Source organism: Lysinibacillus sp. FSL R5-0849 (genome assembly GCF_038595075.1).
GTDB lineage: Bacteria > Bacillota > Bacilli > Bacillales_A > Planococcaceae > Lysinibacillus > Lysinibacillus fusiformis.
Genome location: NZ_CP152004.1, coordinates 4,633,728 through 4,660,280 on the forward strand (window position 1 = coordinate 4,633,728; position 26,553 = coordinate 4,660,280).

Here is a 26,553-nt window from a genome sequence, read left to right on the forward strand (position 1 = left end):
GTTTATATCTGCATATTGTTAAAAAAACGAATGGAGTTGATAGCTTGGGAAAGTTCTACCCAGAAAAACTATTCGTTCAATTCAGGAATGGTATGACTACAATGAAACCTGTCATTCCAAGACGTTACACACTTACTCACTCAGATGATACTGGCGATCTATTTTTAACGATAGGAAATGAGTTCGCTTGGGATAAAGTGAATACTAAGATGAGAGATGAGGTCTTAGGTGAATGGATTACTAATGGGGAATGCTTTTATTTCTATTTATATTTATATATAGAACAAGGAGAATACAATCAAAATGCATCTGCAAAACGCAATGAAATATTTAGGCGTGAGTTACCACTTGCACTAACAGCCATTCGATATGGCGATAGATCATTATTTGATCAATACCCTAAACTTGATCGGGCTAATATTATCGTTAACTTTCTATCTACTTATCCTCAATTTGCTAGGCAAGAGAATTGGGGTTCATTCAGTAGTTATAGCAATCATTGAAGAAAATTTGCTATATTGATTTCAACATGTCAGGTGGAAAAGTATCTAAACCTCGTATTATGAAACTGATAAGGAGATCCACTTCCACCAACACAAGAAAAAGGACATAAATGCAAAAAACAATGATAAATAAAATTAAACCACCTAAAATGCTGACATCCCAACTCTCTAGGTGGTCTTTTCGAAACCGCACTTACTTATGATACGGTTCACCCTTCATAATTCTAAAGCTTCGATAAACCTGCTCTACGAGTACGAGCTTCATGAGCTGGTGCGGTAAGGTCATTTTGCCGAAGGATTGTTGCTCGTCGGCTCTTTTTAGGACGTCTTCGTGTAGGCCTAGGGAGCCGCCGATGACGAAGGCAATTTTGCTTTTGCCGTAGGTCATGAGAGATTCAAGATCAGCAGCCATTTGTTCAGAGGTTTTCATTTTTCCATTGATAGCGAGGGCAATTACATACGTGTCTGCACTAATTTTGGCTAGTATCCGTTCTCCCTCTTTTTTCTTCACAATATCCATTTCAGCATCACTAAGTTGTTCGGGTGCTTTTTCGTCAGGTACCTCAATCAAATCCATTTTTGCATAGCCGCCTAGTCGTTTTACGTACTCATCAATCCCCATTTTTAAGTACTTTTCTTTTAACTTGCCGACTGATACAATCGTTATATTCACACGTTATCCACCTTTACAATTCATTTACAAACAAGTTATCCACAAAAGTTATCAACATATCCACACGTCATTGCTATATATTGTGTAAAGTTATTTACTTGATACAATATATTCTGCTGGCTGTTCACAGTAGCTACACTTTGTGGATAACTTTTTTTCCTCTTCGATTTTATCCATAATTGGGAACACTTTTTGCTCAGCTACAAACATGTCTAAAGCGTGTTCTATATGGCTTTCACAGCTGTATTTTTCCATTTTTTGATGTCTCCTTATTTTCCGAAATTTCCACAAACTTATTCACATTTCGGTGTATGTTATCCACAACCTATTGTATCAAAGGAATAGCATGTATGGAAGAAGTACCTTTTCCTCACTGTTTATTGTATAAAGTCAGTATTCATAATTTTCTAGTTATCCACAATATTTTATTAAAGGACTCTCCATCTCCACAAAAAAGCAGCGGAGATTTTACAATCCCCACTGCTATTCACTCTTTTTACAATGAATTACCGTTTGTTAATGTAAGTGTAAGTTCTACCAATTTACCTTGGCGATAAACTTTTAATGTTAATTGATCACCGATTTTTTTCTCATTATATAGATGTTTACGTAAATCAATGGCTGTTTCTATTTTTTGACCATCCATTTCCACAATAACATCATATTGTTGGACTCCTGCTTTTGATGCTGGTGAGTTATTCATTACATCTGTAATCACAACTCCTGTTGTCACCTCAGCTGGTAATTTTAATGTTTGTTGTTGGTAGAAGGCTGGAACATCTGTTAAGTCAGCTAATGAAATTCCCATTGTTGGACGTTTCATTTCACCATTTTTCTCTAGCTCCTCAATAATTGGAATGGCTGAATTAATTGGAATAGAGAATCCTAAACCTTCCACTGAGGATTCTGCAATTTTCATGGAGTTAATCCCTATTAACTCTCCAGCTAAATTGACAAGTGCCCCTCCGCTATTCCCTGGATTAATGGCTGCATCCGTTTGTAATACTTCTTGCTGCCAGTCTTCTGTTCCATCACCGTTTAAGTCTACGGGTACAGAACGATCCTTACCTGAAACAACGCCTGTTGTCACAGAGCCATAGAAATCTAAGCCAAGTGGATTACCTATTGCTATAACTGTTTCACCTTGTTTTAACACATCGGAGTTACCAAATGTCGCTACTGTTTTGACATTTTTTGAGCTAATTGAAATAACGGCAAGATCTGTCCAAACATCATGGCCCACTAGTTCGGCTTGCTCTTTTGTTCCATCAGGCATTGTGACCTCTAATTGTTTAGCCCCTTCAATAACGTGATTATTTGTTACGATAAAGGCTTTGTCACCTTCAATTTTATATACAACACCTGAACCGCTTCCCGCTTCTTTTGTTGTTGTTGATTGCTGACTCCAAAATCCTCCGCTTGTTACTTCCTGAATGTTAGTAATACCTACAACGGCTGGAGAAGCTTTATCAACTGCTTTTGTAACATCCGTCGTTACCTCCGTGGCAACTTGATCAATGGTCGTATCATTTTTCCCTGTATTACTTGATGTTGTACCAGGCATTTGATTAACCAGACCAGGCAACATCAGCCAAACAAGTAAGGCACCAATAATGACGCCGACCAAGCCACTAAAGAAATAGCCACCTTTTCCTCCGCCTCCACCTTTCTTTTTATGACGCTTGGCCTGCATTTCTTGCTCCTCGCGCTCTAGTCTTTCTTGAAGAGGTGATTTCGGTATTTCATCATTTTTTAGGAAATCACTGTTTTTATCATCATCTTGAAAGTAACTCATGTTCCTCATCCTTTCCTTTACTGCTTTTGTTAATTGTTACCCTAATCTTACGATTCAAACATTAAAATCAGATGAAAAACAAATAAAATGGACATAAAAATAGCTGCCCAACGCATTTATTAAAATGCGTCGAACAGCTTTAAGTTTTACCTAAATAACGAGTCGTTAAACCGTTACTAATTTTGTTGGCTCCTCTGCATCGGTATCAAAAAGATGAACATGCTCACCAACCATAATGCCACAGGACTGTAAGGTTTGTGACACGCTCATGCGCGCCAGCTCTTTCATATTATTATCCTTACTTAAATGCGAAAGATAGATATTGGTCGTCTTATCAAATACAACCTCACTCATTGCAATCGCTGCATCCTCATTGGACACATGTCCTACATCGCTTAAAATACGGCGTTTAATGGACCAGGGATAACGTCCCATTTGAAGCATATTAACATCATGATTACTTTCAAAAACGAAAGAATCTGCTCCACGTATAATACCCTTCATACGATCACTGACATACCCTGTATCTGTAATAATAACAAGCTTGCGACTACCCTCATGGAATGTGTAGAACATTGGATCTGCTGCATCATGTGAAACAGCAAAAGATTCAACGGCTAAAGAGCCAAAATGCTTCACTGTATCCATGTCAAATTCAAAACGTTGCTCCACAGGAATATCACCAACTAGCCCGTCCATTGCCTGCCATGTTTTGGCGTTCGCATAAATCGGTACATTATATTTTCGTGCCAGTACACCTATCCCTTTTATATGATCACTATGCTCGTGTGTGACGAAAATTCCACTAAGCTTCTTCATATTACGATCGATTTTTGTAAATAGCTGCTCCATCTTTTTCCCACTAAGACCAGCATCAACGATAAAGGCATAATCGTCATTCTCTACATAAATCGAATTCCCTGTACTGCCACTTGCTAAAACACTAAATCGCATTATTCAACTCCCCAGTCTTCTTCTTCGCCCTCTTGCTTGTCCTCCTGGATTTCAATGACTTTGCCTTCTACTGCATTGACAAAATACTCTTCTGTTTCTCCATCCGATAATTTCACTCGTACTTCCCATGTTGGCACTAATACCTGAGTACGAGTCAATTTAACAAGTGTTGAGTAACCTAACTTCATTTGCGTAATACGTGAGTCTGGCTTGAGCGGTCCTTTTGCATATAAAGTTTGAATAATTTGAAGGGGAGGAATGACAGTTTCCTGTTGTTCCATTTCTTCAATATTATCAATCATTGTTTGCTCATACATAGTTACTTCATTATTGGTATTCCATTTAATTTTTAATGAACCATTGTAATAGAACATCCGGTTATTAGTCTTCTGGAAAAAAATTGCGATTCGTTCTTCGCGATCTACTTTCCATAAGGCATACGATGCTCCTTCATTTACGTTTGCAACAGCAAAATCCGTAAAGCTTGCATCATCACTCACATTCCGTAATTTAACAGGCTTTAAGAAAATAGCACGAACTTTAGTATTCGTATTATCCCTAAATGTAATTTGTTGGTTACTATTACTAAATTCATCTGTGGTGAATTTATGCACTTGAGCTGTCATATACGAAGCAAACTCAATATTATTTGGTAAGGAGCCATACGTTATATTATCATCTTTTAAACGAGCTTCAATTGTTTTTTCACCCGGAACCTCAATATCTTTCGCCTCATTATAGCGATTTACATAAAGGGAATATAAGAAGATGTTTAGAATTAAAAAAACGAATATAAAAATAGATTTCGTTCTATTCCAATCCATTTTTAACACCTCCTAAAACTTCAGGAGTTAGTTTAATCCAAGATCCATTACGGATGACAAACCAACAAGGTTCAAATGTAAATATATTTAGTTCTTGATTTTGTGTTAAATAATAACCTAAAACAATTTCATCGATATCTGCTAGGGCAATATTATTCCCAACTTTTAATCTCTCAGCAATATCTGCTCCCGATGATAATTCTTTGATTTCCTTTTCTGCTTCAATATCCATATCTAATGAGAAGTATGGACGCTTATAATGGAAAATCCGGCTATCTCCCCAAATTGTCGTCATTCGGGTAATGACATGATTGCTATAGACAGGTAAACCTTGCAAATATAATTGATAATCCATTTGATTTTTATTTGTATTCGTTGAAGCATAACGGAAATCGGCAGTATATCCACCATGCTCGTTGATAAATTCAAAGCTATCTTTTAGCAATTTTGAAGGCTCAATTCTAATACTGCTTTCTGCAGCTGGATAAACATAGTTTAATGATTTTAGATTTGTATCTAATGTCATTAATGACATACCATCTGTATATTTTTCAGAAGATGCACTTTCAACATTGCGTCGCACTATATTTGGATCTGTAAATAACACATTTTTAAATAATTCTGGTGTGATTTCTTCAATATAGTACGTAAATTTTACAGATTCCATTTTATTGTTATCTACATAAAGCGATGTCTGATTTTCTCGCTCAATTTCTTTAAACGTGCCATATTTTTTTGCAGGCTCTATGACTTCCTGTATAAATTGGTTCATGTTTGGCACGCTTACATGTGAGCGGAATAATGATTGATTATTACTACTAATGTAATAAACCATTAACTCTTTGGTGCTTGAATTACTCCAGTCAATAATCATACGATTGAAGGTTGTTTCTGGTAACTCTTTATCAGCAAATTGAAAAATGGTGTTAAAGGATGAAAATGGAACCTCACCAGTGAAAAAAATCGTCATTCGATGGTCTGCGCCAATAATTTGATTTACATAGTTTGGCGAAAGATTGTTGTTAACAGGCTCTAAATCTAGAACGTTCCAGCCTTTAAATGTTTTCATCAAACTCTTCATGGCATTATTAGATACTGTGCCTGTAAAACCCTCATCAAAACGGAAAATAGCCTTGTATGGACGAATAATATCCTCCATTTCCTTTTGCGGCTTAATTAAAATTTCCTTCCGCTCCGTATTTTCAATATATTTATAATCTGGTGTGTAAGTCCAAATCAAAAAAGTTAGAATCACACTTAGCATGACAAGTAGAAATAAAACAACAGATTTAACTGGCTCTATATATTTCATTCCCACTCACCTGCCTCACCAAATTCATCTGCATCATATGGTAATGTGAAGAAAATTGTCGTGCCTTGCCCTTCCTCACTCTCTGCCCAAATCTTTCCGCCATGCGCTTCAATCATTTCCCGCGCAATAGCAAGCCCCAAGCCTGTTCCTCCCATGGAACGAGCACGGGCCCGATCGACACGATAGAAGCGATCAAAAATGCGGCCTACATTTTCTTTAGGAATCCCCATGCCATCATCTGAAATCATGACTTTTAGCATGTCACCTTGCCCTGTGAAGCCAAAGCGAATATTTCCGCCATCTGGAGAATATTTGATGGCATTCGAAATGATATTATCAATGACCTGTGTCACCTTATCCGTATCAATTTCTACATAAAAGGAGGTTTCAGGGAATAATCGTGCAAACTGTACTTTATCAGACTTAGACATTTCAAATCGATCGATAATTCGGTTAAAGAATGAATTAAATAAGACAATATCTTTGTTTAACTCATAGTCTGAACTATCCATTCGTGATAATTGCAATAAATCATTGACTAGTCGAATCATACGTTCTGTTTCAGTTTGCGTTACGTTTAAAAATGTAGGAGCAATATTTTCATCCTTCCATGCCCCATCCGCTAGTGCCTCTAAATAACTACGCATAGTTGTTAATGGCGTTCTTAATTCATGGGATACATTCGATACAAACTCGCGACGATCCATTTCTATCTTTTCCTGCTCTGTTATATCGTGTAATACAGTAATAAGACCATTAATAAAGCCTGTCTCTTTTTGAATAACCGAGAAATTGGCACGTAATATATAAGGTGCATCTGATGTACTGAAATTTAAATTAATAGCATCACTCATATGAATTAAATCTTCAAAGCTATATTCCTGATCAATCCCCAATACCGAGGCAATGGGACGACCTAGTGTAATATCCCTTGAAATATGCAGTAACTCCAACGCAGGGTCATTAATTAATATAATACGTCCCTTACGATCTGTCGCAATAACGCCATCTGTCATATTACTAAGGACTGAATCTAGCTTTCGCCGCTCCGCATCAGTAGTGGATTGTGCCTCTTGCAAACGATTGGTTAAATGATTAAAGGTAACGGCAAGCTGACCTATTTCATCTGTACCGTATACCCTTACTTTGCGAGAATAGTTGCCCTTTGCCATCGCTTGAGCTTGCTTTCGCATATCAGCAATTGGTTGTGTAATTGTTCGAGCAACGAGAATACCTAAAAAGATAGTAAAGACTAACGACATAGCTGTGCCGCCAAGGAAAATACGGTTAATTTCGTTCATTTGTTCAAAAACGGACTCAATATTCGCTTCAATATATAGAACGCCTATAATTTCATCATCCGGCCCTGCACCAGCTCGAATCGGGTTCGCTAATACCCATACTCGATTCCTCGTTTTGTTATCGAGTTTTATAATATCAAAGAGCGTTTCAGCAGATATCGCACGACGCACAAGGTCTGTGTTAGAGCGTTGTCCTATTAAATTTTGATTCTCGAGCTCAGATGTCGCAAGTATTCTTTGTCTATCATCAATGACACGAATTTCTAAAATATCACCATTGGAAACGTCTCTTAAACCAGTTGAAAACTCCGTAACGATTGACTTCAAGCTTTCCTCTAGTTTAGGCATGCTTTCGTCACGTTCCTTTAAAATTTCCTCACGAAGACTATATTGCATCAGGTCAACTCGCTGAAAAATAGAATCTTGGAAGTTGCTCTTCAAATTTTGTTCTAACTGGCGGGCAAAATAAATACCGATAATTTGTAAAGCAAGCAATATTAATAAAATATAAATCAGCACTAGTTTGACATGAATGGATTTAAAGAAGCTCACTTTCTGCATTCCTATTACTCCTGTTCAGGATTTCGTAAATAATAACCTACACCACGTCTTGTGACAATCCAAGCAGGGTGACTAGGATTATCCTCGATTTTTTCACGTAAACGACGAATTGTTACGTCAACAGTACGAACATCTCCAAAGTAGTCATAGCCCCATACCGTTTGTAAAAGATGTTCACGTGTCATTACTTGTCCAATATGTTTACCTAAATAATGTAGTAGCTCAAATTCTCGATGAGTAAGCTCAATAGCCTCATCACGCTTCATTACTAAATAAGCATCTGGCTGGATAACAAGGGAACCTACAACAATTTCGTTTGATTCCTCTTCTGCTTCTTCTGCTGCAGGTGCAGCAACCTGTAAACGTCGCATATTTGCCTTTACACGAGCAATAAGCTCTCGTGTACTGAATGGCTTAGTGACATAATCATCTGCGCCCATTTCTAAGCCTAATACTTTATCAATCTCAGAGCCTTTAGCCGTCAGCATTATAATAGGGAAATCATATTTTTTCCGTATCTCTCTACATACTTCCATACCATCGCGCTTTGGTAGCATGATATCTAGTAGCATTAAATCTGGTTGCTCTTCCTCAACCTTCTTTAGTGCCTCATCACCATCATACGCACATATCACTTTATATCCTTCTTTTATTAAATTAAATTGCAGAATATCTGCGATTGGTTTTTCATCATCAACAACTAAAATTGTTTTGTTCATTCATTCTCTCCCTTTCGTTTTTTATCTATTCTTAAACATGTTGTATTTGTAAGTTCACTACTCTTAACTCTATCATGCTTTCAGTTTCCTTGCATTAATCGTTCATCAATCACTTTAAATACTTTGACAAAATGGGCTATATTTCAACAAGTATTTCTCGGGAAATAATAGAAAAGACAGCCCACTATTTGGACTGTCTACTATTCAAAATGTTTATCGGCCTACATATGATAACGGATTAACTAATGAACCGTTCTTTTCAACTTCAAAGTGTAAATGTGTGCCTGTCGAATTTCCAGTAGAACCCATAATACCGATAACAGAGCCCTTTTCCACTACTTGTCCTACTTCAACATTAATAGAAGATAGATGTCCATAAAGCGTTGTATAACCATTATTGTGATTAATTACAATGCGATTACCATAAGTACCAGACGTACCAGCTGCACTAACTACACCATTATCGGCCGCCAAAATATTATAATTACTTGGACGAGCAATGTCGATTCCACGGTGGAAGGCGCCCCAACGTTCGCCCATACCGCTTGAGATATAGCCTCCTACAGCTGGCCATGAAAATTCACCTGTGCCACGTGAAGAGATTACCTTTGTCCCAACTACTTCAATTTGTTCCACTGGTTCTTGGGTAACTTTTTCTTCTAATGCAACTTTTGCTGTTTGTTTACCATTTTCAGACGTTAGGGCGTATGTTGTTTCTTTTTTACCATTAGCGCCTTCTTGCTTGATGACCTTTTCACCTTTATACATAGTAGGATCTTCTTCCACTACTTTTTTGAATGGAATCACATCTGCTACTTTCTTTTTCTTTTTAACCTCAAGATTTACAAATGGCTTTGCCACCGTTACATTCAATTCCTGTCCAACTTGTAAAACAGTATCAACTGTTACATCAGGGTTTAAATCTAGCAGCTCACTCGTTGTTAAATTATGTTTTTTTGCGACAGAACCTAATACATCACCTGATTGAATTTTATAGCTATCTTGTTCAAGGTAGCCTGTCATTAAATAGTTTACGGCTTGCTCAGGTGTTAAGATTTGAGTTGGTGTAACTTTTTGAGATATTCCTGAAACATCCTGTTTAAATGAAATATCTAAAAGTCGTAATTCGCCTGCTTGTAATTCTGGTAAATTAATTGTAGATTGTTGGTTTTTCGCTAATTTATCTAACTCTGGCTGAGAAATATATTGTAGCTTCAACAGTTGAACCGTTTTTTCATAGGCTTCCGTATTTTTTAATGATACGACTGGCTTATGATTTACTAGTAATGTAAAAGCATCCGATTTCGCTACTAAAGATTGCTTAAGTTTGGATAATGTTTCTGCATCTTTTGTTTCATTCGTAAAAACTTGTTCTGGGATTATTTTAACAGATGAGCTAGCATCCATAGATAACTCTTTGAATTGCTGACTTGCTTCTTTTTCTTTTGATGTAATAACTTCTTGAATAGCTTTTTCGTCAGATACTGCACCAATATAATCATTTCCCACATAGACATGGTATATTTTATTTAAATTTTCTTTCGTATGTTCTTTAGCAAAACCCATATTTATCGTTAGGCTCGTCATTAAAACTGCCATGATCGAAACCTTTTTAAAAGAAGAAAAATTGTAGGTGAATCTATTGTTTTCTTCTTTTTTATTCCAAAACGAATTCATCAATAAAGCCCCTTCCAACTTTCCCTTGTAATAGGATGATTTACCCACAAGGAATTTTTGCACCCTTATAATGTATCATAAAGAAAATAGCGTTTGAATGATTTCACTCTTTTGTAATGTAAATGTATTATTTATCTACTAATTGTTACATAGAATATATTTTATATAGTTGATAAATACTGTATTTTTATTCATAAAATGGGTATGGAACAACGTTATTTACCGTATTAAAAACCATATACTTAGCCATTGGTATAGTATTCTATTATTTTTTTCAAGTGAATTTAGGCATAATACTTTTTACTTTTTTAATATTCCGATAAAATATAAAGGAAGGCACATTATGGATTGGAGCGATTAAATTGAGTGATTCACAGACCTCTGATATGGCAGCAAAAATGTTGCGGCATCAGAAAAGTAACATGCGTAAAACATTTCTAAGGATTATTATGGTGCCGTTAGGTGCAATCATTATGGCTTTGGGCTTAGAGTTATTTTTAGTACCCAACCACATTATGGATGGAGGCATCGTAGGTGTTTCCATTATTACATCTCATTTATTAAATTTACCCCTTGGTATCTTCATCTTCATTTTAAACTTACCTTTTATTTTTTTAGGCTACAAACAAATTGGTAAAACCTTCGCGCTGTCCACAGGGCTAGGTATTACTGTACTCTCTACTGCAACTCTTGCTTTACATAACCTACATCCATTTACGGAAGATACATTATTGGCCACAGTTTTTGGTGGGATGATTTTAGGAGTTGGTGTCGGTATTGTCATTCGTTATGGCGGTTCTTTAGACGGAACTGAAATATTGGCAATTTTATTTAATAGTAAAACTCCTTTTTCAGTTGGAGAAATAATTATGTTCTTCAACATTATTATTTTTGCAGTAGCAGGATTTGTATTTAACTGGGAACAAGCTATGTACTCCATCATTGCATATTATATTGCTTATAAAATGATTGATATTGTAATTCAAGGGTTGGAAGAATCAAAATCAGTTTATATCATAAGTGATGCTATTGATGAAATTGGACAAACCATTATGGATCGACTTGGTCGTGGTGTCACTTTCCTTCATGGTGAAGGGGCTTATACAGGAAATGATAAAAAGGTCATCTTTACTGTCATTACTCGCTTGGAAGAATCGAAGCTGAAAACCATTGTTGCGGATATCGATGACAATGCATTTTTAGCCATTGGTAATATAGCAGAGGTAAAAGGTGGTCGTTTCAAGAAGAAGGATATTCACTAAGAAAAGGGCGTACCATCTATGGCACGCCCTTTTTATTGTATTTATTTTATTAGGCTTCCCAAACATCTACTAATACGTTTGTTTGCTCACGAGCAGGACCAACTGAGAAAGTAGCAATTTGAATACCTGTTAATTCACTAACACGCTCTACATAGCGTCGTGCATTTTCAGGTAGCTCTTCTAAAGTACGGCATGCTGTAACGTCCTCAGACCAGCCTGGAAGCTCTTCATAGATTGGTTCACATTGTTCAATAATATGAAGATTTGCTGGGTATTCTGTAATTGTTTCACCTTTATAGTTATAGGCTGTACAGATTTTTACTGTCTCTAAACCAGATAAAACATCAATTGAGTTAAGTGCTAGATGCGTAATACCACTTACGCGACGTGAGTGACGAACAACTACCGTATCGAACCAACCTACACGACGTGGACGGCCTGTTGTTGTACCATATTCACGACCAACTTCACGAATTTGCTGACCTACTTCATCAAATAATTCTGTAGGGAATGGACCATCACCTACACGAGATGTATAAGCTTTAGATACTCCAATAACGCTTGTTACAAGTGAAGGACCAACACCAGCACCAATTGCTACACCGCCTGCAACAGGATTTGAAGATGTAACATATGGATACGTACCTTGATCGACATCAAGCAAAATACCTTGAGCGCCTTCAAATAATACTTTACCGCCTTCATCAAGTACATCATTCAAAATTTTAGATGTATCTGTCACATATTTTGCGATTTCTTGGCCATAACCATAGTATTCCTCAAAAATCTCTTCGAAAGTAACACCTTCGACTTCATAGAATTTCTCGAATAATTTATTTTTAATGGCTAAATTATGACGTAGTTTTTCTTCAAAAATATCCTTATCAAGTAAATCAGCCATACGGATACCAATACGAGCTACTTTATCTTGATAGCATGGTCCAATCCCTTTACAAGTTGTCCCAATTTTATTATCTCCGCGGCTTTCTTCATCCGCAATATCTTGCTTTATATGATACGGCAGAATAACATGTGCACGATTAGAAATACGTAAATTATCTGTATTAATGCCACGCTCTTGTAAGCCTTTTAGTTCTGTTACTATTGATTTTGGATTGACAACTAATCCATTGCCAATAACTGAAGTTTTTTCTTTATAGAAGATACCTGATGGAATTAAATGTAGTTTATATGTTTCACCATCTATTTTAATGGTATGTCCTGCATTATCTCCACCTGCAAAACGAGCGATTGCATCGGCTTTTTGCGAAAGGAAATCCGTAATTTTACCTTTTCCTTCGTCTCCCCACTGTGTTCCTACAACTACTACTGATGTCATAATCAGCACCTCCGTTAGATACCTGTGTATCTCAATTTTTTAGCCTCAATCATTGTAACAATGATAGAAACACCTCGTCAATAAAAAAAGTGTAAAAAACACGAACATAAAATCAAAAAATCTGATTCAACGTTCGTGTTTAATAACAGAATGGTATGAATATTATCGAACATTCAGATTAATTCAGTCTAAGGTTAATTTGTAGAGGCAATTTATCTGAATGACGCACATGATTAATCACGTGACGGTGGCGGTGGCATTTGTGACCAATCCACATTAATGAATTTATTGAACTCTTTTTTAAAGGCAAGTGTAACTGTCCCCGTCGGACCATTACGTTGCTTTGCAATAATAATTTCGATCATATTTTTACTTTCAGACTCTTTATCGTAATAGTCATCACGGTATAAAAAGGCTACAATATCAGCATCTTGCTCAATACTTCCCGATTCACGTAAGTCACTCATCATCGGACGTTTATCTTGTCTTTGCTCCACTCCACGAGATAGCTGCGATAAGGCAATAACAGGCACCTTTAATTCACGTGCTAGTCCTTTTAGCGATCGTGAAATCTCCGATACCTCTTGTTGACGGTTCTCGCCTGGCTTCCCACTACCTTGAATAAGCTGTAAATAATCAATCAGGATCATTCCAAGCCCATTTTCTTGAGCTAAACGTCGACATTTTGCACGAATCTCATTAATACGTACACCCGGTGTATCATCAATAAAGATCCCTGAATTCGATAAACTCCCCATTGCCATAGTTAGTTTACCCCAATCTTCCGTAGTTAAAGCACCTGTACGTAAAACTTGTGCATCAATATTTCCTTCTGCACATAGCATACGCATGACAAGTTGCTCTGCACCCATCTCTAAAGAGAAGATTGCAACATTCTCTCGTGCCTGTACGGCAACACTTTGCGCAACATTCAAGGCAAAGGCAGTTTTCCCTACGGATGGACGGGCAGCTACAATAATTAAATCATTGCGTTGGAAGCCAGCAGTAATGTTATCCAAATCACGGAAGCCTGTCGGTATCCCCGTTACATCTCCCTTTTGTGATTGAAGCTGCTCAATGTTATCGAAGGTTTCCACTAGCACGTCTTTCACATGCTTAAAGTCCCCCGCATTCTTCCTATTGGCAACCTCCATCATTTTTTTCTCTGCTTCGCCTAGTAATGCCTCTACTTCGTCTTCTCGTGTGTAGCCATCCTCAACAATTTTAGTAGCAACACGAATTAAGCGACGTAATAGTGCCTTTTCCTCAACGATCTTAGCATAGTGAGCGACGTTGGCAGCTGTAGGGACAGCATTGGCGAGCTCTAGTAAATAGGATAGCCCGCCAACGTCTTCAATCTCTTTTTTAGCTGATAATTCTTCTGTAACTGTAACAACATCTATCGCTTTTCCTTGATCGCTTAACCGCAGCATTGTTTCAAAAATCTTCTTGTGGGCGTTTAAATAAAAATCATCTGCCAATAAAATTTCCGATGCTGTGATTAAAGATTGTGGCTCAAGGAAAATTGCACCGATAACCGATTGCTCCGCCTCCCGGTTATGCGGTGGAACGCGGTCCATCATCGGTTCGTTCATGGATCGTCGCTCCTTATTCTTCCGTTACATGTACTTTTAATGTAGCTGTTACTTCATGATGTAGTTTTACAGGAACATTTGTAAAGCCTAGTGCACGAATTCCATCATTTAAAGTCATTTTACGTTTATCAATTTTAATGCCATGCACTTTTTGTAGGGCATCAGCAATTTGCTTGGTAGACACTGAACCAAATAGACGACCGCCTTCACCAGACTTTGCTTTTAGCTCAACTGTTAATGTTTCTACTTTTTCCTTTAACGCTTGTGCTTCTGCTAGTTCAGCTGCAGCATTTTTTGCTTCTAATTTTTTCTGACCATCTAATTGACTAAGTGCTTGAGCGTTTGCTTCTGCTGCATAGCCATTTTTAATTAAGAAATTTTGTGCGTAACCATCTGCTACGTTTTTAATTTCACCTTTTTTTCCTTTTCCTTTAACGTCTTTTAAAAATACTACTTTCATTAGTCAGAACTCCCTTCAAAGACCTCTTCTATGGCCTCTTCTAATTGTGTTTTCACGTTATCAATGGTTTTGGCTTCTACTTGGCAGGCGGCGTTCGTTAAATGACCACCACCGCCAAGTCTTTCCATAATAAGCTGGACATTGACTTCGCCTAGTGATCGGGCACTAATTCCTATTTTTCCATCTGCCCGATGTGCAATAACAAAGGATGCACCAACATCCTTCATAGTTAGTAAAATATCTGCTGTTTGTGCAATTAAGACAGAGTCATACACTTTCGATTCCTCACCTACAGCTACAGCAATTCCTGGCTTTACGAATTTAACCGTTTGCACTATTTTTGATCGTTCAATATAGGTGTCTACATCTTCTTTTAAAAGACGTTGCACTAATACTGTATCGGCACCATTCGTCCGTAGATACGAGGCAGCTTCAAACGTACGTGCTCCCGTTCGAAGTGTAAAGCTCTTCGTATCGACAATAATACCCGCTAGTAGTGCAGTAGCCTCTAGCATATTAATCTTTGCTCGCTTCGGCTGATATTCTAATAACTCAGTTACCAGCTCAGCAGTTGATGAGGCATACGGTTCCATATAAACAAGTGTTGGATTTTCAATAAAATCCTCACTTCGTCGATGATGGTCGATTACAACAACCTTTTCAGCTAGCTTTAATAGGTGTGCATCAATAACTAAATTGGGTTTATGTGTATCCACAATAACAAGCAAGGATTTTTCAGTCATTTTCCCTGCTGCTTCCTCTGGTGTTAGGAAGTTTTCATAGAAATCTGATTTACTCTCTATTTCATTCATTAAACGTGTAACGCTACCATTTAACTCATCAAAATTTATGATGACATAGCCCTTCACATCATTCATTTGTGCCATTTTCCGAACACCGACAGATGCACCAATCGAGTCCATATCAGGGCTTTTATGTCCCATAACAAATACTTGATCACTATCTTGAATTAAATCACGTAATGCATGTGAGATGACACGAGCTCTAACACGTGTGCGTTTTTCAACTGGATTAGTTTTCCCGCCATAGAATTTTAGCTTTCCTGTAGGTTGCTTAATGGCAACTTGGTCACCACCACGTCCTAATACGAGATCCAGACTTGATTGTGCCAATTCACCAAGCTCCACTAGGGAGGATGAACCCGCTCCTACACCAATACTTAATGTTAAAGATAAATTCTTTTGCGCTGTTTTTTCTCGGATAACATCTAAAATAGCAAATTTTTTCTTTTCAAGCTCTGTTAAAATTGATTCATTTAATACTGCTAAAAAACGATCTGATGATATTCTTTTTACAAATACACCATGCTCAGCAGCCCATTCATTGACGATTGAAGTAACCATTGTATTTGTTAAACTACGTGGTTGGTCATCCATGGCCTGTGTGATTTCATCGTAATTATCAACAAATAAAATAGCGATAACTGTACGATCTGCAAAGTATTGCTTCTCAATAGCAATCTGCTCAGTAATATCAAAGAAGTATAGTAATCGTTCCTCTTTTTTATAATAAACACGATATTTACGATCACGTAATGTAATTGTAGCCTCATTTGTTTCTTCAGTCTTCATTAGTACGTAGATGTCATCAGAAATATTAACAATTCCTTCTCCGACTAATGATTCCATATTTAAGATTCCTTGCATATATGGATTCGACCATTCTATTTCATATTGCTCGTTCACCAACAGTATCCCAATTGGCATTTCAAGCAATGCTTCTTCCCCTACTTTTTTCATACGGAATGAAATGGATTCTATATGCTTTTCAGTTTCTTCAAAAGCAATCTTTTCCACCTTCCATGTGTAGACCATCAGTAAAGCAAAACCTATTCCATAACCGATACCTATCCCGATATTCCAAATACATAGAAGTACGAACGTCACAATTCCAAAAATGGAAAGAACAAAAAGCGGATAGCGAATTGGTCGTTTTCTAAAAGTCCCCATTACAATCAGCCCCTTATTCTTTAGTCTTCCCCTTTACAAGTGAACGTACGTCAAAACCTAAATCAACGATACCTAGTAAGATCATGAAGGATGATAATGGAATAGCTAACACGGTAGCAACCCATTTAACCCCATTTGGCATCCCTTTTCTAGAAATGAAATAATGGATAAATGATATCCCTTGTAGAATGAGTAGCACCCATAAAATATAAGAAACATTCAATACGATTATATCTAGTGTAGAACCAGCCTCTGGACGCATAAATAAATTAATGCATAAAACGATCATGTAGTACCATAAAATAGATCGTGGTAAGCGCATATTTTGGAATGGTGCAAACTTTGGAACATCCACGCCAAGTCGTTTTAAAGCTGGCAAATTTAGCGCTATGATAATAAATGCAGCAAAAAATGCTGATATTGTTATTGTGGCAGGCATTGTCAGCTCGATCGTGTTAAACATAGCCTCTAGCTGTTCCGGCTTTATCGCCACTTGCCCTGTAACGTTTTTCGCAAATTCATTTGATTGCTCATAATTTTTGCGAGCCAACTCTAAGCTCATGCTGATGAAGTCAATTCCTGCAAATCTTACATAGGCGACATAAACAAGCGCCATCGAGATTAGATTGGCAATCCCCGTTGACATAAATAAATAAAGCTTACTCTTCTTCTGATAAATAGCGTTACCCATTACGACACCCAGTAACCCCAAAACAAAGGCAAATGGTAGCATCGATAGTCCACTCGCTATACTAGTTAAAATACAGCCTACTATTGCTACGAGTATTGATGAGGAACGTTTGTAATTTGCACTATACCAAGCAATCGGTAGTGGAGCGAATATTAAAGCTACTATAAAAACAAATGGTACATATGCGGAAATCAGCATTAATACTGTAAAAATTGCAACCACCATTGAGCCTTGGACAAGCGCTTTTGTTTGATTATTCGGCATTGAAAACCTTCCTTTTTTTCAGTCAAACTTACTACCCTTTATTGTACCATTTTTTCATAGTATTGAACAAAAATCGCTTAGATCACTATATGCTTTATTATGAATTTTATCTAAAAAACGTCTACTTCAATTTTCGATAAAAAAAACCAGCATACCCGATACGAATATCGTAATATGCTGGTATTCAAAATTGATGTAAGGTCAATTCCTTAACGATCAATCTTATTTGTCTTCTGCTACGAATGGAAGTAATCCCATGATACGAGATACTTTAATAGCTGAAGTTAATTTACGTTGGTACTTTGCACTTGTGCCAGTTACGCGACGTGGTAAAATTTTACCGCGCTCAGAGATGAATTTTTTTAATAAATCTACATCTTTGTAGTCGATGTGCGTAATATTGTTTGAAGTGAAGTAGCAAACTTTACGGCGTTTGCGGCCTCCGCGACGTGGTGCCATAGTGTGTCTCCTCCTTATCTTTTTTTATTGTAGAAGCATTAGAATGGAAGATCATCCTCAGATACTTCTATCGGTCCTTTGCTATTAGCAAATGGATCCTCATCTACACGTGTATAGTTTGGCTGATTCATAGGTGGTTGATTTTGCTGATAAGCATCGCCGCCATAGGAACCCTGTCCTGGCATAGCGCCACCAAACTGCTGTTGTGGTTGACCGCCGCCATATGACGGTTGGTTATTACCGTAAGTTTGTCCACCACCGTATTGAGGAGCAGGAGCACCGCTACCATTACGTGGTTCTAAAAACTGTACGCTATCCGCCACAACGTCTGTTGTATATACTCGCTTACCGTCTTGTCCTTCATAACTGCCTGTTTGGATACGACCTTCTACCCCAATTAAACTTCCTTTTCGCATGAAGTTCGCTAGGTTTTCAGCCTGTTTTCGCCATGCAACACAGTTAATGAAATCAGCTTCACGTTCACCTTGTTGATTTGAGAATGCACGATTCACAGCAACTGTAAATCTTGTAGACGCAATTCCATTTGGTGTATAACGTAGCTCAGGATCTTTTGTTAGTCTTCCAACTAATACGACACGGTTTATCATCAGAATGCAACCTCCTTTTCAGCGTTTTGTTAAAAAATTATTCAATATTAAGCTTCTTGGCGAACTGCAATGTGACGAATGATGTCTTCGCTGATGTTAGCTAGACGTGTATACTCGTTGATTGCATCTGAAGTAGCGTTTACTTTTACGATTTGGTAGTAACCTTCGCGGAAGTCTTGAATTTCATAAGCTAAGCGGCGTTTGCCCCACTCTTTTGATTCGATGACTTCTGCACCGTTAGAAGTTAAAGCTTCGTTGAAACGTTCAACTAGAGCTTTCTTCGCTTCGTCTTCAATGTTCGGACGTACGATGTACATTAATTCGTATTTTCTCATCTGTTTACACCTCCTTATGGACTAGGCTCTCCTATATTAAGGGAGCAAGGAGCAAGTAATAAATTATTACTCACATCAATGAATTGTAACATATAGGTACTTTTCTTTCAAGTCGCAAACTTACAATTCATTTTATATAATGAACGTAACCTGTTTAATTCTTGAAAGGAGAACTTTTGTGCTACCGAATAAAGAACCTATTGTTATTGAATTAAATATAAAAAAATTAATGATCGACAATATTGTGATCACAGTTGGTCTTGTCATATTATTTATAGCCATTCAATATATTTGCTTTAAAGATTTTCACTTTTCTTTTTGGGCTATCATTGGTGGTACAGTACTGTTTGTAATTCTGTATGTAATTTTTATTATTTTGCATGAAGCTTTTCATTTACTTGGCTTTATGCTCTTTGGCAAAGTACCTTTGAAGTCTTTACAATATGGCATAAACTTAGAGCTAGGTGTTGCCTATGCAACTACTACAAAGCCTCTATATAATCACGCCATGAAACGGGCATTATTGCTGCCATTTTGGACGACTGGCGTTCTTCCTACTATTGCAGGGTTTTATTTTAATAATACCATTTTAATACTGGTAGGAGCCTTTTTAATAGCAGGTGCAGTAGGTGACTTTGCTATGTATAAGGAATTACGAAAATATCCTAATAACGCCTTAGTGCAAGATGACCCTAAATTACCGAAGCTTTATGTTTATATAGAAAATGACCGTTCACCAAGGCAAGATACATACGAAAATTAGACTCTGTCATTCGTAAAAATAACAGAGCCTAGTCATAACTCTTAAGGAGTTAAAAAGCCATGCTGTGCAGCTGTATATAAATTTCTCCAAATGCGGTTTATTGGGGCAGTCTCTGTAATAGCATCCATGCCAAGATTACGTATTAATTTATTGGCAATCTCTATACAAGCAGCAGCAATCTCTTTACTCATTTGTGTAAATTGTGTTAGTTCTTCCTCTGTCAATGATTCATCTCGCTGATGCTTTTGCCAATATACCGACAAGGTTGTATAGAACTGCTTTTCAAATTGTTTAAAATGCTTTTGTTGCTGCATGAGTAAAAATTGTAATGCTCCCATACGCTCAGCTCGATGGGCATCATGATTGCGTTGCTTGATTAAAATAAATGCTTCTTCTAAAAAATTTTCAGTTATCCCTAGACAAACGCTTAAAAAGGAAGCCTCTGCAAAGGTTGTAAATGGAAAGGTATGTACAGCATTCCCATAGCTATTTCTGATCTTACCTATTTGGAAAGTAGCCTCCTGAGGTACCCATACGTTGTTTACGCGAATAGTATGGCTTGCCGTCGCCTTCAAGCCCATTGCGCGCCAATCATTTAAAACTTCAACATCTTGACGGTCTAAGCAACAACTAATGATTTTTTCTGTTTTCACGCCATCTTGCTCTATCAAACAATTCATTGTAAAGGTTGTAGCATAGTCCGATCCACTACAATATTTCCATTGCCCTGTTACTACATAACCATCTTCTACTTTTACAGCTACACCCGTTGGATAACCACTACCTGCGATAACTGCATTTTTAGGGGTAAAGATTTTTTCGCACATTTCTTGGCTAAATGCTGGAATAAATGCATTACCTCCAGTCCCGATTGTCACAAGCCAACCAACATTCCCATCGAGGGCAGCTATTTGTTGAAACACTTTTATTCCCTCTACTAAATCTAGATTCTGACCTCCTAGTTCATTTGCAGTGAACAATTTGAACAATTTCTGTTCATACATAAACTCTAAGACATCATGGGGTAAACTTTCTAGCTGCTCAAACTCTAGACCGCGCTCTTTTATTTCCATTACGTTCATTTGATGTCGCTCCCATACACTAAAAATTCAGATAAAACAATAATTGAAAAAAGGCAATCACTAAGATTGCCCTCTGTTCGTCTTATACATTAAAGCGGAATAACATAATATCGCCATCTTGAACTTCATACTCTTTACCTTCAAGACGTACCTTACCAGCTTCCTTAGCCGCTGCTTGAGAACCTGCCTCTAATAGATCATCATAAGCAACTGTTTCAGCACGAATGAAGCCTCGTTCAAAGTCTGTATGGATGATCCCTGCACATTGCGGTGCCTTCATCCCTTTACGGAACGTCCATGCACGAACTTCTTGTACACCAGCAGTGAAATACGTAGCTAAGCCTAATAAGTCATAAGAAGTACGGATTAGCTGATCTAAACCAGACTCTTTAATTCCTAATTCTTCTAAGAACATAGCCTTTTCCTCATCGTCTAGCTCTGAGATTTCTTCCTCGATTTTTGCACAAATTGTAATGACTTGAGCACCTTCAGCTGATGCATATTCACGTACCTTTTTGACATATTCATTATTGTCAGCATCCGCCACTTCATCTTCTGAAACATTGGCAACATACAGCATTGGTTTAATTGTTAGCAAATGAAGACCTTTAATTACCTTTAGTTCATCATCTGAAAGCTCGGCAGCACGCGCTGGTTTACCGTTCTCTAACTGCTCTTTAATTTTTAAAAGTACTGGCTCTTCAATCATGGCTTCTTTGTCTTTTTGTTTGGCCATTTTGCTAACACGTTGGATACGTTTATCTACTGATTCTAAATCGGCTAGTGCTAGCTCTAGGTTAATAACCTCGATATCATCAATTGGATCCACTGCACCCGATACGTGTGTAATATTTTCGTCTACAAAACAACGTACAACTTGGCAAATGGCATCTACTTCACGGATATGCGCTAAAAATTTATTCCCTAGACCTTCACCTTTGGAAGCACCTTTTACAATCCCTGCGATATCTGTAAATTCAAATGCTGTTGGTACTGTTTTTTTAGGTACAACTAATTCTGTTAATTTATCTAAACGTGCGTCTGGTACTTCAACGATACCGACATTTGGATCAATCGTTGCGAATGGATAGTTTGCAGCCAATGCGCCCGCTTTTGTAATTGCGTTAAATAATGTTGATTTTCCAACGTTAGGTAAACCAACGATTCCAGCTGTTAATGCCATGAATGGACACAACCTTTCTATAATCAGTTCAAATTTTCTCTCATATAACCTTTTCTATTATATTGATTCACTTACAAAAAGTCTAATATGCCTGAAGTTATGCCTCACTAGCAGAAAGTAAAACCTTTTTCATTTTTTTCTCAAATTCTCGACGTGGAATCATTACGCTATGTTGGCAACCTTCACATTTAATTCGAACATCGGCACCCATACGAATAATCTTCCATTTATTCGTACCACAAGGATGTTGCTTTTTCATTTCAACAATATCATTTAAACCATATTTCTTTTCTTCCACCTTACTCACTTCTCCCCTCACCTTTGTCATAGAACATCATTTTTGGATGGGCCATTGGTATACGATGCTCCTCAAAAAGCTTTGTCACATCTCGGCGTATACTACGAGCCACTCCATATTGTTGCTGTGGTAATGTTTCAGCAGCAATACGGATCGTTACCTCTGTACCTTTGACATTTTGTACACCTAAAAACACCGGTGCCGCTATTAATTCTTTATGTTTTTCTGGTAATGATTCTAGATATTGATTAATAACCATCTCAGCTTTTTCAAAGTCAGCATCCGCGGTCATTTGTAAATCTATAAAAATTTTGGAGTTGTTAACAGAGTAATTGACGACCTCACCAATTGCACCATTAGGAATGATAAATTGCTCTCCAGTCCCCCCATTAATTTTCGTAGTACGTAAACCAATTTCTACAACTGTACCTTCTGCTCCATTAATTTTTATATAATCCCCTACACCAAACTGATCTTCAAAAATAATAAAGAAGCCCGTGATAACATCCTTCACTAAACTTTGGGCACCAAAACCGACAGCTAATCCTACAATCCCTGCCCCTGCTAAAAGACCCACTACCTTTATATTTAAAGAAGATAGAATGCCAATGATTGCAGAGAAATAAACAACATAGGAAATCACACTTTGTAATAATCTCGAAATCGTACGTTGACGTCGCTCTGAATGATTTAATGGGGATCGCATACGGATTAAAAATAATTTTTTAATCAATTTTTTACCCATTCTTACAGCTATCCAGGATACTAGTAAAATTAGCATAATCTCAATAGAAGAATCTATGACACCTTCCCAAAGTTTGTCAGATGTGAGCTTTTCCCAGTATCTCTCCATTAATTTCTTATTCCATTCCATCGTTTCCACCTCTTGAATAACTTGCTAAAAATTTGCGTATACTGCATAAAAATTGAGCACTTCTAAAAATAAAAAGAAAGTGAGTTTTTTTATGAATACTATACCAAATTTGTTACTACCTTATTCCCTTCATCACGAAAGTAAAAATGCTGTTTGGCAATTAAGTACATTATTTTTAGAATATATACCGTTTCATCATGAACGACTAATTTTTTGCTGCATTGGCAGCGACCGTTGTACAGGTGATACGCTTGGACCGTTAACGGGTAGCTTTTTAAATAAGTCAGTTAGCTTCCCCTATGAAATTGTCGGTTCTTTAGAAGATCCGCTACATGCTCTAAATCTAGATTCTACTATTCAACAGCTACACAATCATACTACAAAACCATTCATTATTGCGATTGATGCCTGTCTTGGTAGTGAACAAAATGTCGGTCATATTTCCGTTCAAAGCGGTCCTATTTTTCCTGGGAAGGCTGTAAAAAAAGAATTACCCCCAATCGGTGACATTTCCATTAAAGGAATCGTCAATATTGGAGGTTTTATGGAAATGCTTGTTTTACAAAATACAAGGCTTCATATTTCTTATGCTATGGCTGAAAAGCTTTCAAGAGCATTATTACTGGCCGCCCACCGTTATTCATTAAAAAATGTAGAAGAAAGCAACCATAATACCAACAATGACGATACCTGGCAGCAAGTTAGCAGCCTTGATCTTAGTTAAACCAGCTATATTTAACCCTATTGCCATAATCATAACGCCGCCAACGGCTGTCATTTCGGTAATATACATTTGTAGCGCAGCATCAGGTATAAAAGAACTAATGACCCCTGCAAAAACTGCAATTAATCCTTGATAAATAAAAACAGGTATCGCCGAAAGCAATACACCTATACCTAATGTGGATGCTAGAATAATGGATGTAAAACCATCAATTAATCCTTTAGTAATCAATACATTATGATCATTACGAAGACCGCTATCAAGTGCACCAATAACAGCCATGGAGCCAACAACAAAGATTAATGAAGCTGTGACAAACCCTTCTGCAATGCTAATTTGATTTTGATCATTTCGTTTTGTACGAAATAATGACTCTACCCATTTGCCAAGGCGATTCATTTGCTTATCTAAATCTAACCACTCACCTACTACAGTACCCACCACTAAACTTACGATTAAGATAATAAAATTATCACTTTCAAATCCCATTTTTATCCCTAATAGTGCGACTGCTAAACCAATTATGGATAGGACAGTAGACTTCATAGATTCAGGAATATTTTTGAAAATCCGCCCCACTAATGCACCTGCTATAATTAGCACAGCATTAATCAATGCCCCTAGTATTACCACCCTTTTGCCTTCCTTCTCTCTAAAAAATAGAGAGCGCCTGTTTGCTTGGCGCTCTGATTAAATTATATAAATATCATTTATTCTTCTTGTACATTTAGGATTTCTAAGATGCGCTCTAAATCATCTTCAGAGTAAAATTCTATTTCAATTTTCCCTTTATTATTATTCTTTCTAATTTGAACATTTGTTCCAAAATAATCTCTTAATTGAGATTCTTTCGCCGCCACAAATATATCTTTTTTCTTGGGCGGAATTGTTTCACGTGAAACTTCCTCATTTAAGGATTGTACTAACATTTCAACTTGGCGAACATTTAAACCTTGCTTCATTACCTTCATAGCTACTTCAGAGATTCGTCTTTTATTTTTTAAGCCGAGTAATGCCCTGCCTTGTCCCATAGATAGTGTCCCATCATTCATAAAATTTCGGACATCTTCTGGTAAAGCAAGGAGACGAACATGGTTAGCTATATGTGGTCTACTTTTTCCTAAACGCTTTGATAGCTCTTCCTGTGTTAAATGTAAGTTTTCCATTAAGCTTTGGTAGGCCTCTGCTTCTTCAATGACTGTTAGATCCTCACGCTGAAGGTTCTCTAGAATAGCTAGTTCCATCATTTGTGCGTCTGATAATTCTTTAATGATTACAGGAATAACATCTAAACCTGCTAGTAAACACGCTCGATAACGACGTTCCCCTGCAACGATTTCAAATTTACGCCCCTTTTTCCGTACAGCAATTGGTTGCAAAATGCCATGCTCATTAATCGAATCTGCTAATTCTTGTAAAGCTTCTTCATCAAAAATTTTACGAGGCTGAAATGGGTTCGCAACAATTAAATCTAATTGAATTTCTTCCACTAGCCCACTTTGTTCTAATGACTCTCCTGGAAATAGTGCACCAATGCCCTTTCCTAAACCTTTAGCCATTTTTAATCACTTCCCTCGCCATCTCCAAATAAACTTCTGCACCTCTAGATCTTGCGTCATAAGTGATGATTGGTTGCCCATGACTAGGTGCTTCACTTAAACGCACGTTACGAGGAATTATTGTTTTATATACTTTATCTTGGAAATATTTTTTCACTTCATCTATAACTTGTAAGCCAAGGTTTGTTCTTGCATCTAGCATTGTTAGTAAAACACCATCAATATATAACTGTTGGTTCAAATGCTTTTGTACAAGACGAACAGTAGATAGCAATTGGCTTAGACCTTCCAATGCGTAATATTCGCATTGTACTGGAATAATCAATGCATCTGAAGCTGTTAAAGCATTAATTGTTAAAAGTCCTAAAGATGGTGGACAGTCAATAATTATATAATCGAAATCTTCTTTTACATTTTGTAATGCATGTTTCAAACGTACTTCCCTTGAAATAGTCGACACCAATTCAATTTCAGCGCCTGCAAGCGAAATTGTGGCTGGTACAATTGATAAATTATCTACATTTGTTTTTTGAATGACATTTTCAACATCTTCATCATCAATGAGCACATCATAAATACAACTTTGAATGTCTCCTTTATTAATACCAAGGCCACTTGTTGTATTCCCTTGCGGATCAGTATCAATAAGTAGCACTTTCTTACCTAAATAGGCTAGGCAAGCGCTCAAATTGACTGAAGTTGTTGTTTTTCCTACGCCACCCTTTTGATTGGCGATTGCTATAATTCTACCCATTTAAAAGCACCTGC

General features: G+C 37.2%; 28 protein-coding genes. 4 read left to right on the plus strand and 24 right to left on the minus strand.

The genetic code is table 11. The features are described from left to right. Positions 1–44 precede the first annotated feature (44 nt). Positions 45–503, plus strand: coding sequence for a staygreen family protein (locus tag MKY80_RS23020; RefSeq protein WP_090002669.1), 459 nt, complete (start codon positions 45–47; stop codon positions 501–503). Between the two features lie 193 nt (positions 504–696). Here the strand turns inward: MKY80_RS23020 and rlmH are convergent, their stop codons facing one another. The 9 genes from rlmH to MKY80_RS23065 form a co-directional block, all read right to left on the minus strand. Next, a complete protein-coding gene (gene rlmH / locus MKY80_RS23025) occupies positions 697–1,176 on the minus strand; it encodes a 23S rRNA (pseudouridine(1915)-N(3))-methyltransferase RlmH (protein ID WP_008177921.1) in 480 nt (159 codons plus the stop codon). A 90-nt stretch (positions 1,177–1,266) separates the two neighbouring features. Continuing rightward, positions 1,267–1,431, minus strand: a complete 165-nt coding sequence (locus tag MKY80_RS23030; RefSeq protein WP_008177923.1) for a CxxH/CxxC protein — start codon at positions 1,429–1,431, stop codon at positions 1,267–1,269. Between the two features lie 241 nt (positions 1,432–1,672). Beyond that, positions 1,673–2,971, minus strand: coding sequence for a trypsin-like peptidase domain-containing protein (locus MKY80_RS23035; RefSeq protein ID WP_008177925.1), 1,299 nt, complete (start codon positions 2,969–2,971; stop codon positions 1,673–1,675). 165 nt (positions 2,972–3,136) lie between these two features. Further along, on the minus strand, positions 3,137–3,925 hold the full coding sequence (locus MKY80_RS23040) for an MBL fold metallo-hydrolase (RefSeq protein WP_008177927.1): 789 nt from the start codon (positions 3,923–3,925) through the stop codon (positions 3,137–3,139). Further along, entirely contained in the window at positions 3,925–4,749 is an 825-nt protein-coding gene (gene yycI / locus MKY80_RS23045; RefSeq protein WP_008177929.1) for a two-component system regulatory protein YycI, read from the minus strand. The genes MKY80_RS23040 and yycI overlap by 1 nt, the downstream gene beginning before the upstream one ends. Beyond that, a complete protein-coding gene (gene yycH / locus MKY80_RS23050; protein WP_008177930.1) occupies positions 4,736–6,061 on the minus strand; it encodes a two-component system activity regulator YycH in 1,326 nt (441 codons plus the stop codon). The genes yycI and yycH overlap by 14 nt, the downstream gene beginning before the upstream one ends. Then, complete coding sequence (gene walK / locus MKY80_RS23055) at positions 6,058–7,923, minus strand: cell wall metabolism sensor histidine kinase WalK (RefSeq protein ID WP_008177932.1); 1,866 nt, start codon at positions 7,921–7,923, stop codon at positions 6,058–6,060. Before walK ends, yycH begins: the two co-directional genes overlap by 4 nt. A 5-nt stretch (positions 7,924–7,928) precedes the next feature. After that, on the minus strand, positions 7,929–8,642 hold the full coding sequence (gene yycF / locus MKY80_RS23060; protein WP_008177934.1) for a response regulator YycF: 714 nt from the start codon (positions 8,640–8,642) through the stop codon (positions 7,929–7,931). 213 nt (positions 8,643–8,855) lie between these two features. Then, complete coding sequence (locus tag MKY80_RS23065; protein WP_342531386.1) at positions 8,856–10,319, minus strand: peptidoglycan DD-metalloendopeptidase family protein; 1,464 nt, start codon at positions 10,317–10,319, stop codon at positions 8,856–8,858. Positions 10,320–10,705: 386 nt separating this feature from the next. On the opposite strand from MKY80_RS23065, the gene MKY80_RS23070 reads away from it, so the two are divergent. Further along, positions 10,706–11,581, plus strand: coding sequence for a YitT family protein (locus MKY80_RS23070; protein WP_089986467.1), 876 nt, complete (start codon positions 10,706–10,708; stop codon positions 11,579–11,581). Positions 11,582–11,630: 49 nt separating this feature from the next. Here MKY80_RS23070 and MKY80_RS23075 read toward each other — a convergent pair whose 3' ends face one another. From MKY80_RS23075 to rpsF, 8 genes are all read right to left on the minus strand, one after another. After that, entirely contained in the window at positions 11,631–12,920 is a 1,290-nt protein-coding gene (locus MKY80_RS23075; RefSeq protein ID WP_008177939.1) for an adenylosuccinate synthase, read from the minus strand. A 233-nt stretch (positions 12,921–13,153) separates the two neighbouring features. Beyond that, positions 13,154–14,515, minus strand: a complete 1,362-nt coding sequence (dnaB, locus tag MKY80_RS23080) for a replicative DNA helicase (protein ID WP_008177941.1) — start codon at positions 14,513–14,515, stop codon at positions 13,154–13,156. A 13-nt stretch (positions 14,516–14,528) separates the two neighbouring features. Next, positions 14,529–14,975, minus strand: coding sequence for a 50S ribosomal protein L9 (gene rplI, locus MKY80_RS23085; RefSeq protein WP_008177943.1), 447 nt, complete (start codon positions 14,973–14,975; stop codon positions 14,529–14,531). Further along, positions 14,975–16,945 (minus strand): DHH family phosphoesterase, encoded by a 1,971-nt coding sequence (locus MKY80_RS23090; RefSeq protein WP_008177945.1) that lies wholly within the window; start codon positions 16,943–16,945, stop codon positions 14,975–14,977. The genes rplI and MKY80_RS23090 overlap by 1 nt, the downstream gene beginning before the upstream one ends. A gap of 13 nt (positions 16,946–16,958) precedes the next feature. After that, the gene (locus MKY80_RS23095) at positions 16,959–17,900 is read right to left on the minus strand and encodes a YybS family protein (protein ID WP_089986460.1); all 942 of its coding nucleotides are present in this window, start codon (positions 17,898–17,900) and stop codon (positions 16,959–16,961) included. A gap of 222 nt (positions 17,901–18,122) precedes the next feature. Next, positions 18,123–18,359: a 30S ribosomal protein S18 gene (rpsR, locus tag MKY80_RS23100; RefSeq protein WP_004233359.1), complete on the minus strand. Its 237-nt coding sequence runs from the start codon at positions 18,357–18,359 to the stop codon at positions 18,123–18,125. Between the two features lie 38 nt (positions 18,360–18,397). Next, the gene (ssb, locus tag MKY80_RS23105) at positions 18,398–18,967 is read right to left on the minus strand and encodes a single-stranded DNA-binding protein (protein WP_008177953.1); all 570 of its coding nucleotides are present in this window, start codon (positions 18,965–18,967) and stop codon (positions 18,398–18,400) included. Positions 18,968–19,014: 47 nt separating this feature from the next. Next, positions 19,015–19,302 carry a 30S ribosomal protein S6 gene (gene rpsF / locus MKY80_RS23110; protein WP_008177955.1) on the minus strand — a complete coding sequence of 96 codons (288 nt, stop codon included), beginning with the start codon at positions 19,300–19,302 and terminating at the stop codon, positions 19,015–19,017. A 178-nt stretch (positions 19,303–19,480) separates the two neighbouring features. Here rpsF and MKY80_RS23115 point away from each other — a divergent pair, with 178 nt between their 5' ends. After that, complete coding sequence (locus MKY80_RS23115) at positions 19,481–20,065, plus strand: DUF3267 domain-containing protein (protein WP_008177957.1); 585 nt, start codon at positions 19,481–19,483, stop codon at positions 20,063–20,065. Between the two features lie 41 nt (positions 20,066–20,106). On the opposite strand, the gene MKY80_RS23120 is transcribed toward MKY80_RS23115, so the two are convergent. The 4 genes from MKY80_RS23120 to MKY80_RS23135 all read right to left on the minus strand — a co-directional run bounded on the left by MKY80_RS23120 (position 20,107) and on the right by MKY80_RS23135 (position 23,502). Continuing rightward, a complete protein-coding gene (locus MKY80_RS23120; RefSeq protein ID WP_089986461.1) occupies positions 20,107–21,147 on the minus strand; it encodes an acyl-CoA dehydrogenase in 1,041 nt (346 codons plus the stop codon). Between the two features lie 82 nt (positions 21,148–21,229). Then, on the minus strand, positions 21,230–22,330 hold the full coding sequence (gene ychF, locus MKY80_RS23125; RefSeq protein ID WP_008177960.1) for a redox-regulated ATPase YchF: 1,101 nt from the start codon (positions 22,328–22,330) through the stop codon (positions 21,230–21,232). Between the two features lie 97 nt (positions 22,331–22,427). Further along, on the minus strand, positions 22,428–22,628 hold the full coding sequence (locus tag MKY80_RS23130) for a DUF951 domain-containing protein (protein WP_008177961.1): 201 nt from the start codon (positions 22,626–22,628) through the stop codon (positions 22,428–22,430). A gap of 1 nt (position 22,629) precedes the next feature. Continuing rightward, positions 22,630–23,502, minus strand: a complete 873-nt coding sequence (locus tag MKY80_RS23135; protein WP_342531388.1) for a mechanosensitive ion channel family protein — start codon at positions 23,500–23,502, stop codon at positions 22,630–22,632. A gap of 91 nt (positions 23,503–23,593) precedes the next feature. Here MKY80_RS23135 and yyaC point away from each other — a divergent pair, with 91 nt between their 5' ends. Continuing rightward, positions 23,594–24,226 carry a spore protease YyaC gene (gene yyaC / locus MKY80_RS23140; RefSeq protein ID WP_036121907.1) on the plus strand — a complete coding sequence of 211 codons (633 nt, stop codon included), beginning with the start codon at positions 23,594–23,596 and terminating at the stop codon, positions 24,224–24,226. Here the strand turns inward: yyaC and MKY80_RS23145 are convergent. The 3 genes from MKY80_RS23145 to MKY80_RS23155 form a co-directional block, all read right to left on the minus strand. After that, complete coding sequence (locus tag MKY80_RS23145; RefSeq protein WP_342531391.1) at positions 24,146–24,859, minus strand: DUF554 domain-containing protein; 714 nt, start codon at positions 24,857–24,859, stop codon at positions 24,146–24,148. The two genes, yyaC and MKY80_RS23145, sit on opposite strands and share 81 nt — an antisense overlap. 77 nt (positions 24,860–24,936) lie before the next feature. Then, complete coding sequence (locus tag MKY80_RS23150) at positions 24,937–25,785, minus strand: ParB/RepB/Spo0J family partition protein (protein WP_008177969.1); 849 nt, start codon at positions 25,783–25,785, stop codon at positions 24,937–24,939. Next, a complete protein-coding gene (locus MKY80_RS23155) occupies positions 25,778–26,539 on the minus strand; it encodes an AAA family ATPase (protein WP_008177971.1) in 762 nt (253 codons plus the stop codon). The genes MKY80_RS23150 and MKY80_RS23155 overlap by 8 nt, the downstream gene beginning before the upstream one ends. Positions 26,540–26,553 lie beyond the last annotated feature (14 nt).

Excerpts from the sequence above, each read along its gene's own strand:
- MKY80_RS23030 (WP_008177923.1), bottom strand. The coding sequence starts at position 1,431 with ATGGAAAAATACAGCTGTGAAAGCCATATAGAACACGCTTTAGACATG.
- MKY80_RS23035 (WP_008177925.1), bottom strand. The coding sequence starts at position 2,971 with ATGAGTTACTTTCAAGATGATGATAAAAACAGTGATTTCCTAAAAAAT.
- MKY80_RS23040 (WP_008177927.1), bottom strand. The coding sequence starts at position 3,925 with ATGCGATTTAGTGTTTTAGCAAGTGGCAGTACAGGGAATTCGATTTAT.
- yycI (WP_008177929.1), bottom strand. The coding sequence starts at position 4,749 with ATGGATTGGAATAGAACGAAATCTATTTTTATATTCGTTTTTTTAATT.
- yycH (WP_008177930.1), bottom strand. The coding sequence starts at position 6,061 with ATGAAATATATAGAGCCAGTTAAATCTGTTGTTTTATTTCTACTTGTC.
- walK (WP_008177932.1), bottom strand. The coding sequence starts at position 7,923 with ATGCAGAAAGTGAGCTTCTTTAAATCCATTCATGTCAAACTAGTGCTG.
- yycF (WP_008177934.1), bottom strand. The coding sequence starts at position 8,642 with ATGAACAAAACAATTTTAGTTGTTGATGATGAAAAACCAATCGCAGAT.
- MKY80_RS23065 (WP_342531386.1), bottom strand. The coding sequence starts at position 10,319 with ATGAATTCGTTTTGGAATAAAAAAGAAGAAAACAATAGATTCACCTAC.
- MKY80_RS23070 (WP_089986467.1), top strand. The coding sequence starts at position 10,706 with ATGGCAGCAAAAATGTTGCGGCATCAGAAAAGTAACATGCGTAAAACA.
- MKY80_RS23075 (WP_008177939.1), bottom strand. The coding sequence starts at position 12,920 with ATGACATCAGTAGTAGTTGTAGGAACACAGTGGGGAGACGAAGGAAAA.
- dnaB (WP_008177941.1), bottom strand. The coding sequence starts at position 14,515 with ATGAACGAACCGATGATGGACCGCGTTCCACCGCATAACCGGGAGGCG.
- rplI (WP_008177943.1), bottom strand. The coding sequence starts at position 14,975 with ATGAAAGTAGTATTTTTAAAAGACGTTAAAGGAAAAGGAAAAAAAGGT.
- MKY80_RS23090 (WP_008177945.1), bottom strand. The coding sequence starts at position 16,945 with ATGGGGACTTTTAGAAAACGACCAATTCGCTATCCGCTTTTTGTTCTT.
- MKY80_RS23095 (WP_089986460.1), bottom strand. The coding sequence starts at position 17,900 with ATGCCGAATAATCAAACAAAAGCGCTTGTCCAAGGCTCAATGGTGGTT.
- rpsR (WP_004233359.1), bottom strand. The coding sequence starts at position 18,359 with ATGGCACCACGTCGCGGAGGCCGCAAACGCCGTAAAGTTTGCTACTTC.
- ssb (WP_008177953.1), bottom strand. The coding sequence starts at position 18,967 with ATGATAAACCGTGTCGTATTAGTTGGAAGACTAACAAAAGATCCTGAG.
- rpsF (WP_008177955.1), bottom strand. The coding sequence starts at position 19,302 with ATGAGAAAATACGAATTAATGTACATCGTACGTCCGAACATTGAAGAC.
- MKY80_RS23120 (WP_089986461.1), bottom strand. The coding sequence starts at position 21,147 with ATGAACGTAATGGAAATAAAAGAGCGCGGTCTAGAGTTTGAGCAGCTA.
- ychF (WP_008177960.1), bottom strand. The coding sequence starts at position 22,330 with ATGGCATTAACAGCTGGAATCGTTGGTTTACCTAACGTTGGAAAATCA.
- MKY80_RS23135 (WP_342531388.1), bottom strand. The coding sequence starts at position 23,502 with ATGGAATGGAATAAGAAATTAATGGAGAGATACTGGGAAAAGCTCACA.
- yyaC (WP_036121907.1), top strand. The coding sequence starts at position 23,594 with ATGAATACTATACCAAATTTGTTACTACCTTATTCCCTTCATCACGAA.
- MKY80_RS23150 (WP_008177969.1), bottom strand. The coding sequence starts at position 25,785 with ATGGCTAAAGGTTTAGGAAAGGGCATTGGTGCACTATTTCCAGGAGAG.
- MKY80_RS23155 (WP_008177971.1), bottom strand. The coding sequence starts at position 26,539 with ATGGGTAGAATTATAGCAATCGCCAATCAAAAGGGTGGCGTAGGAAAA.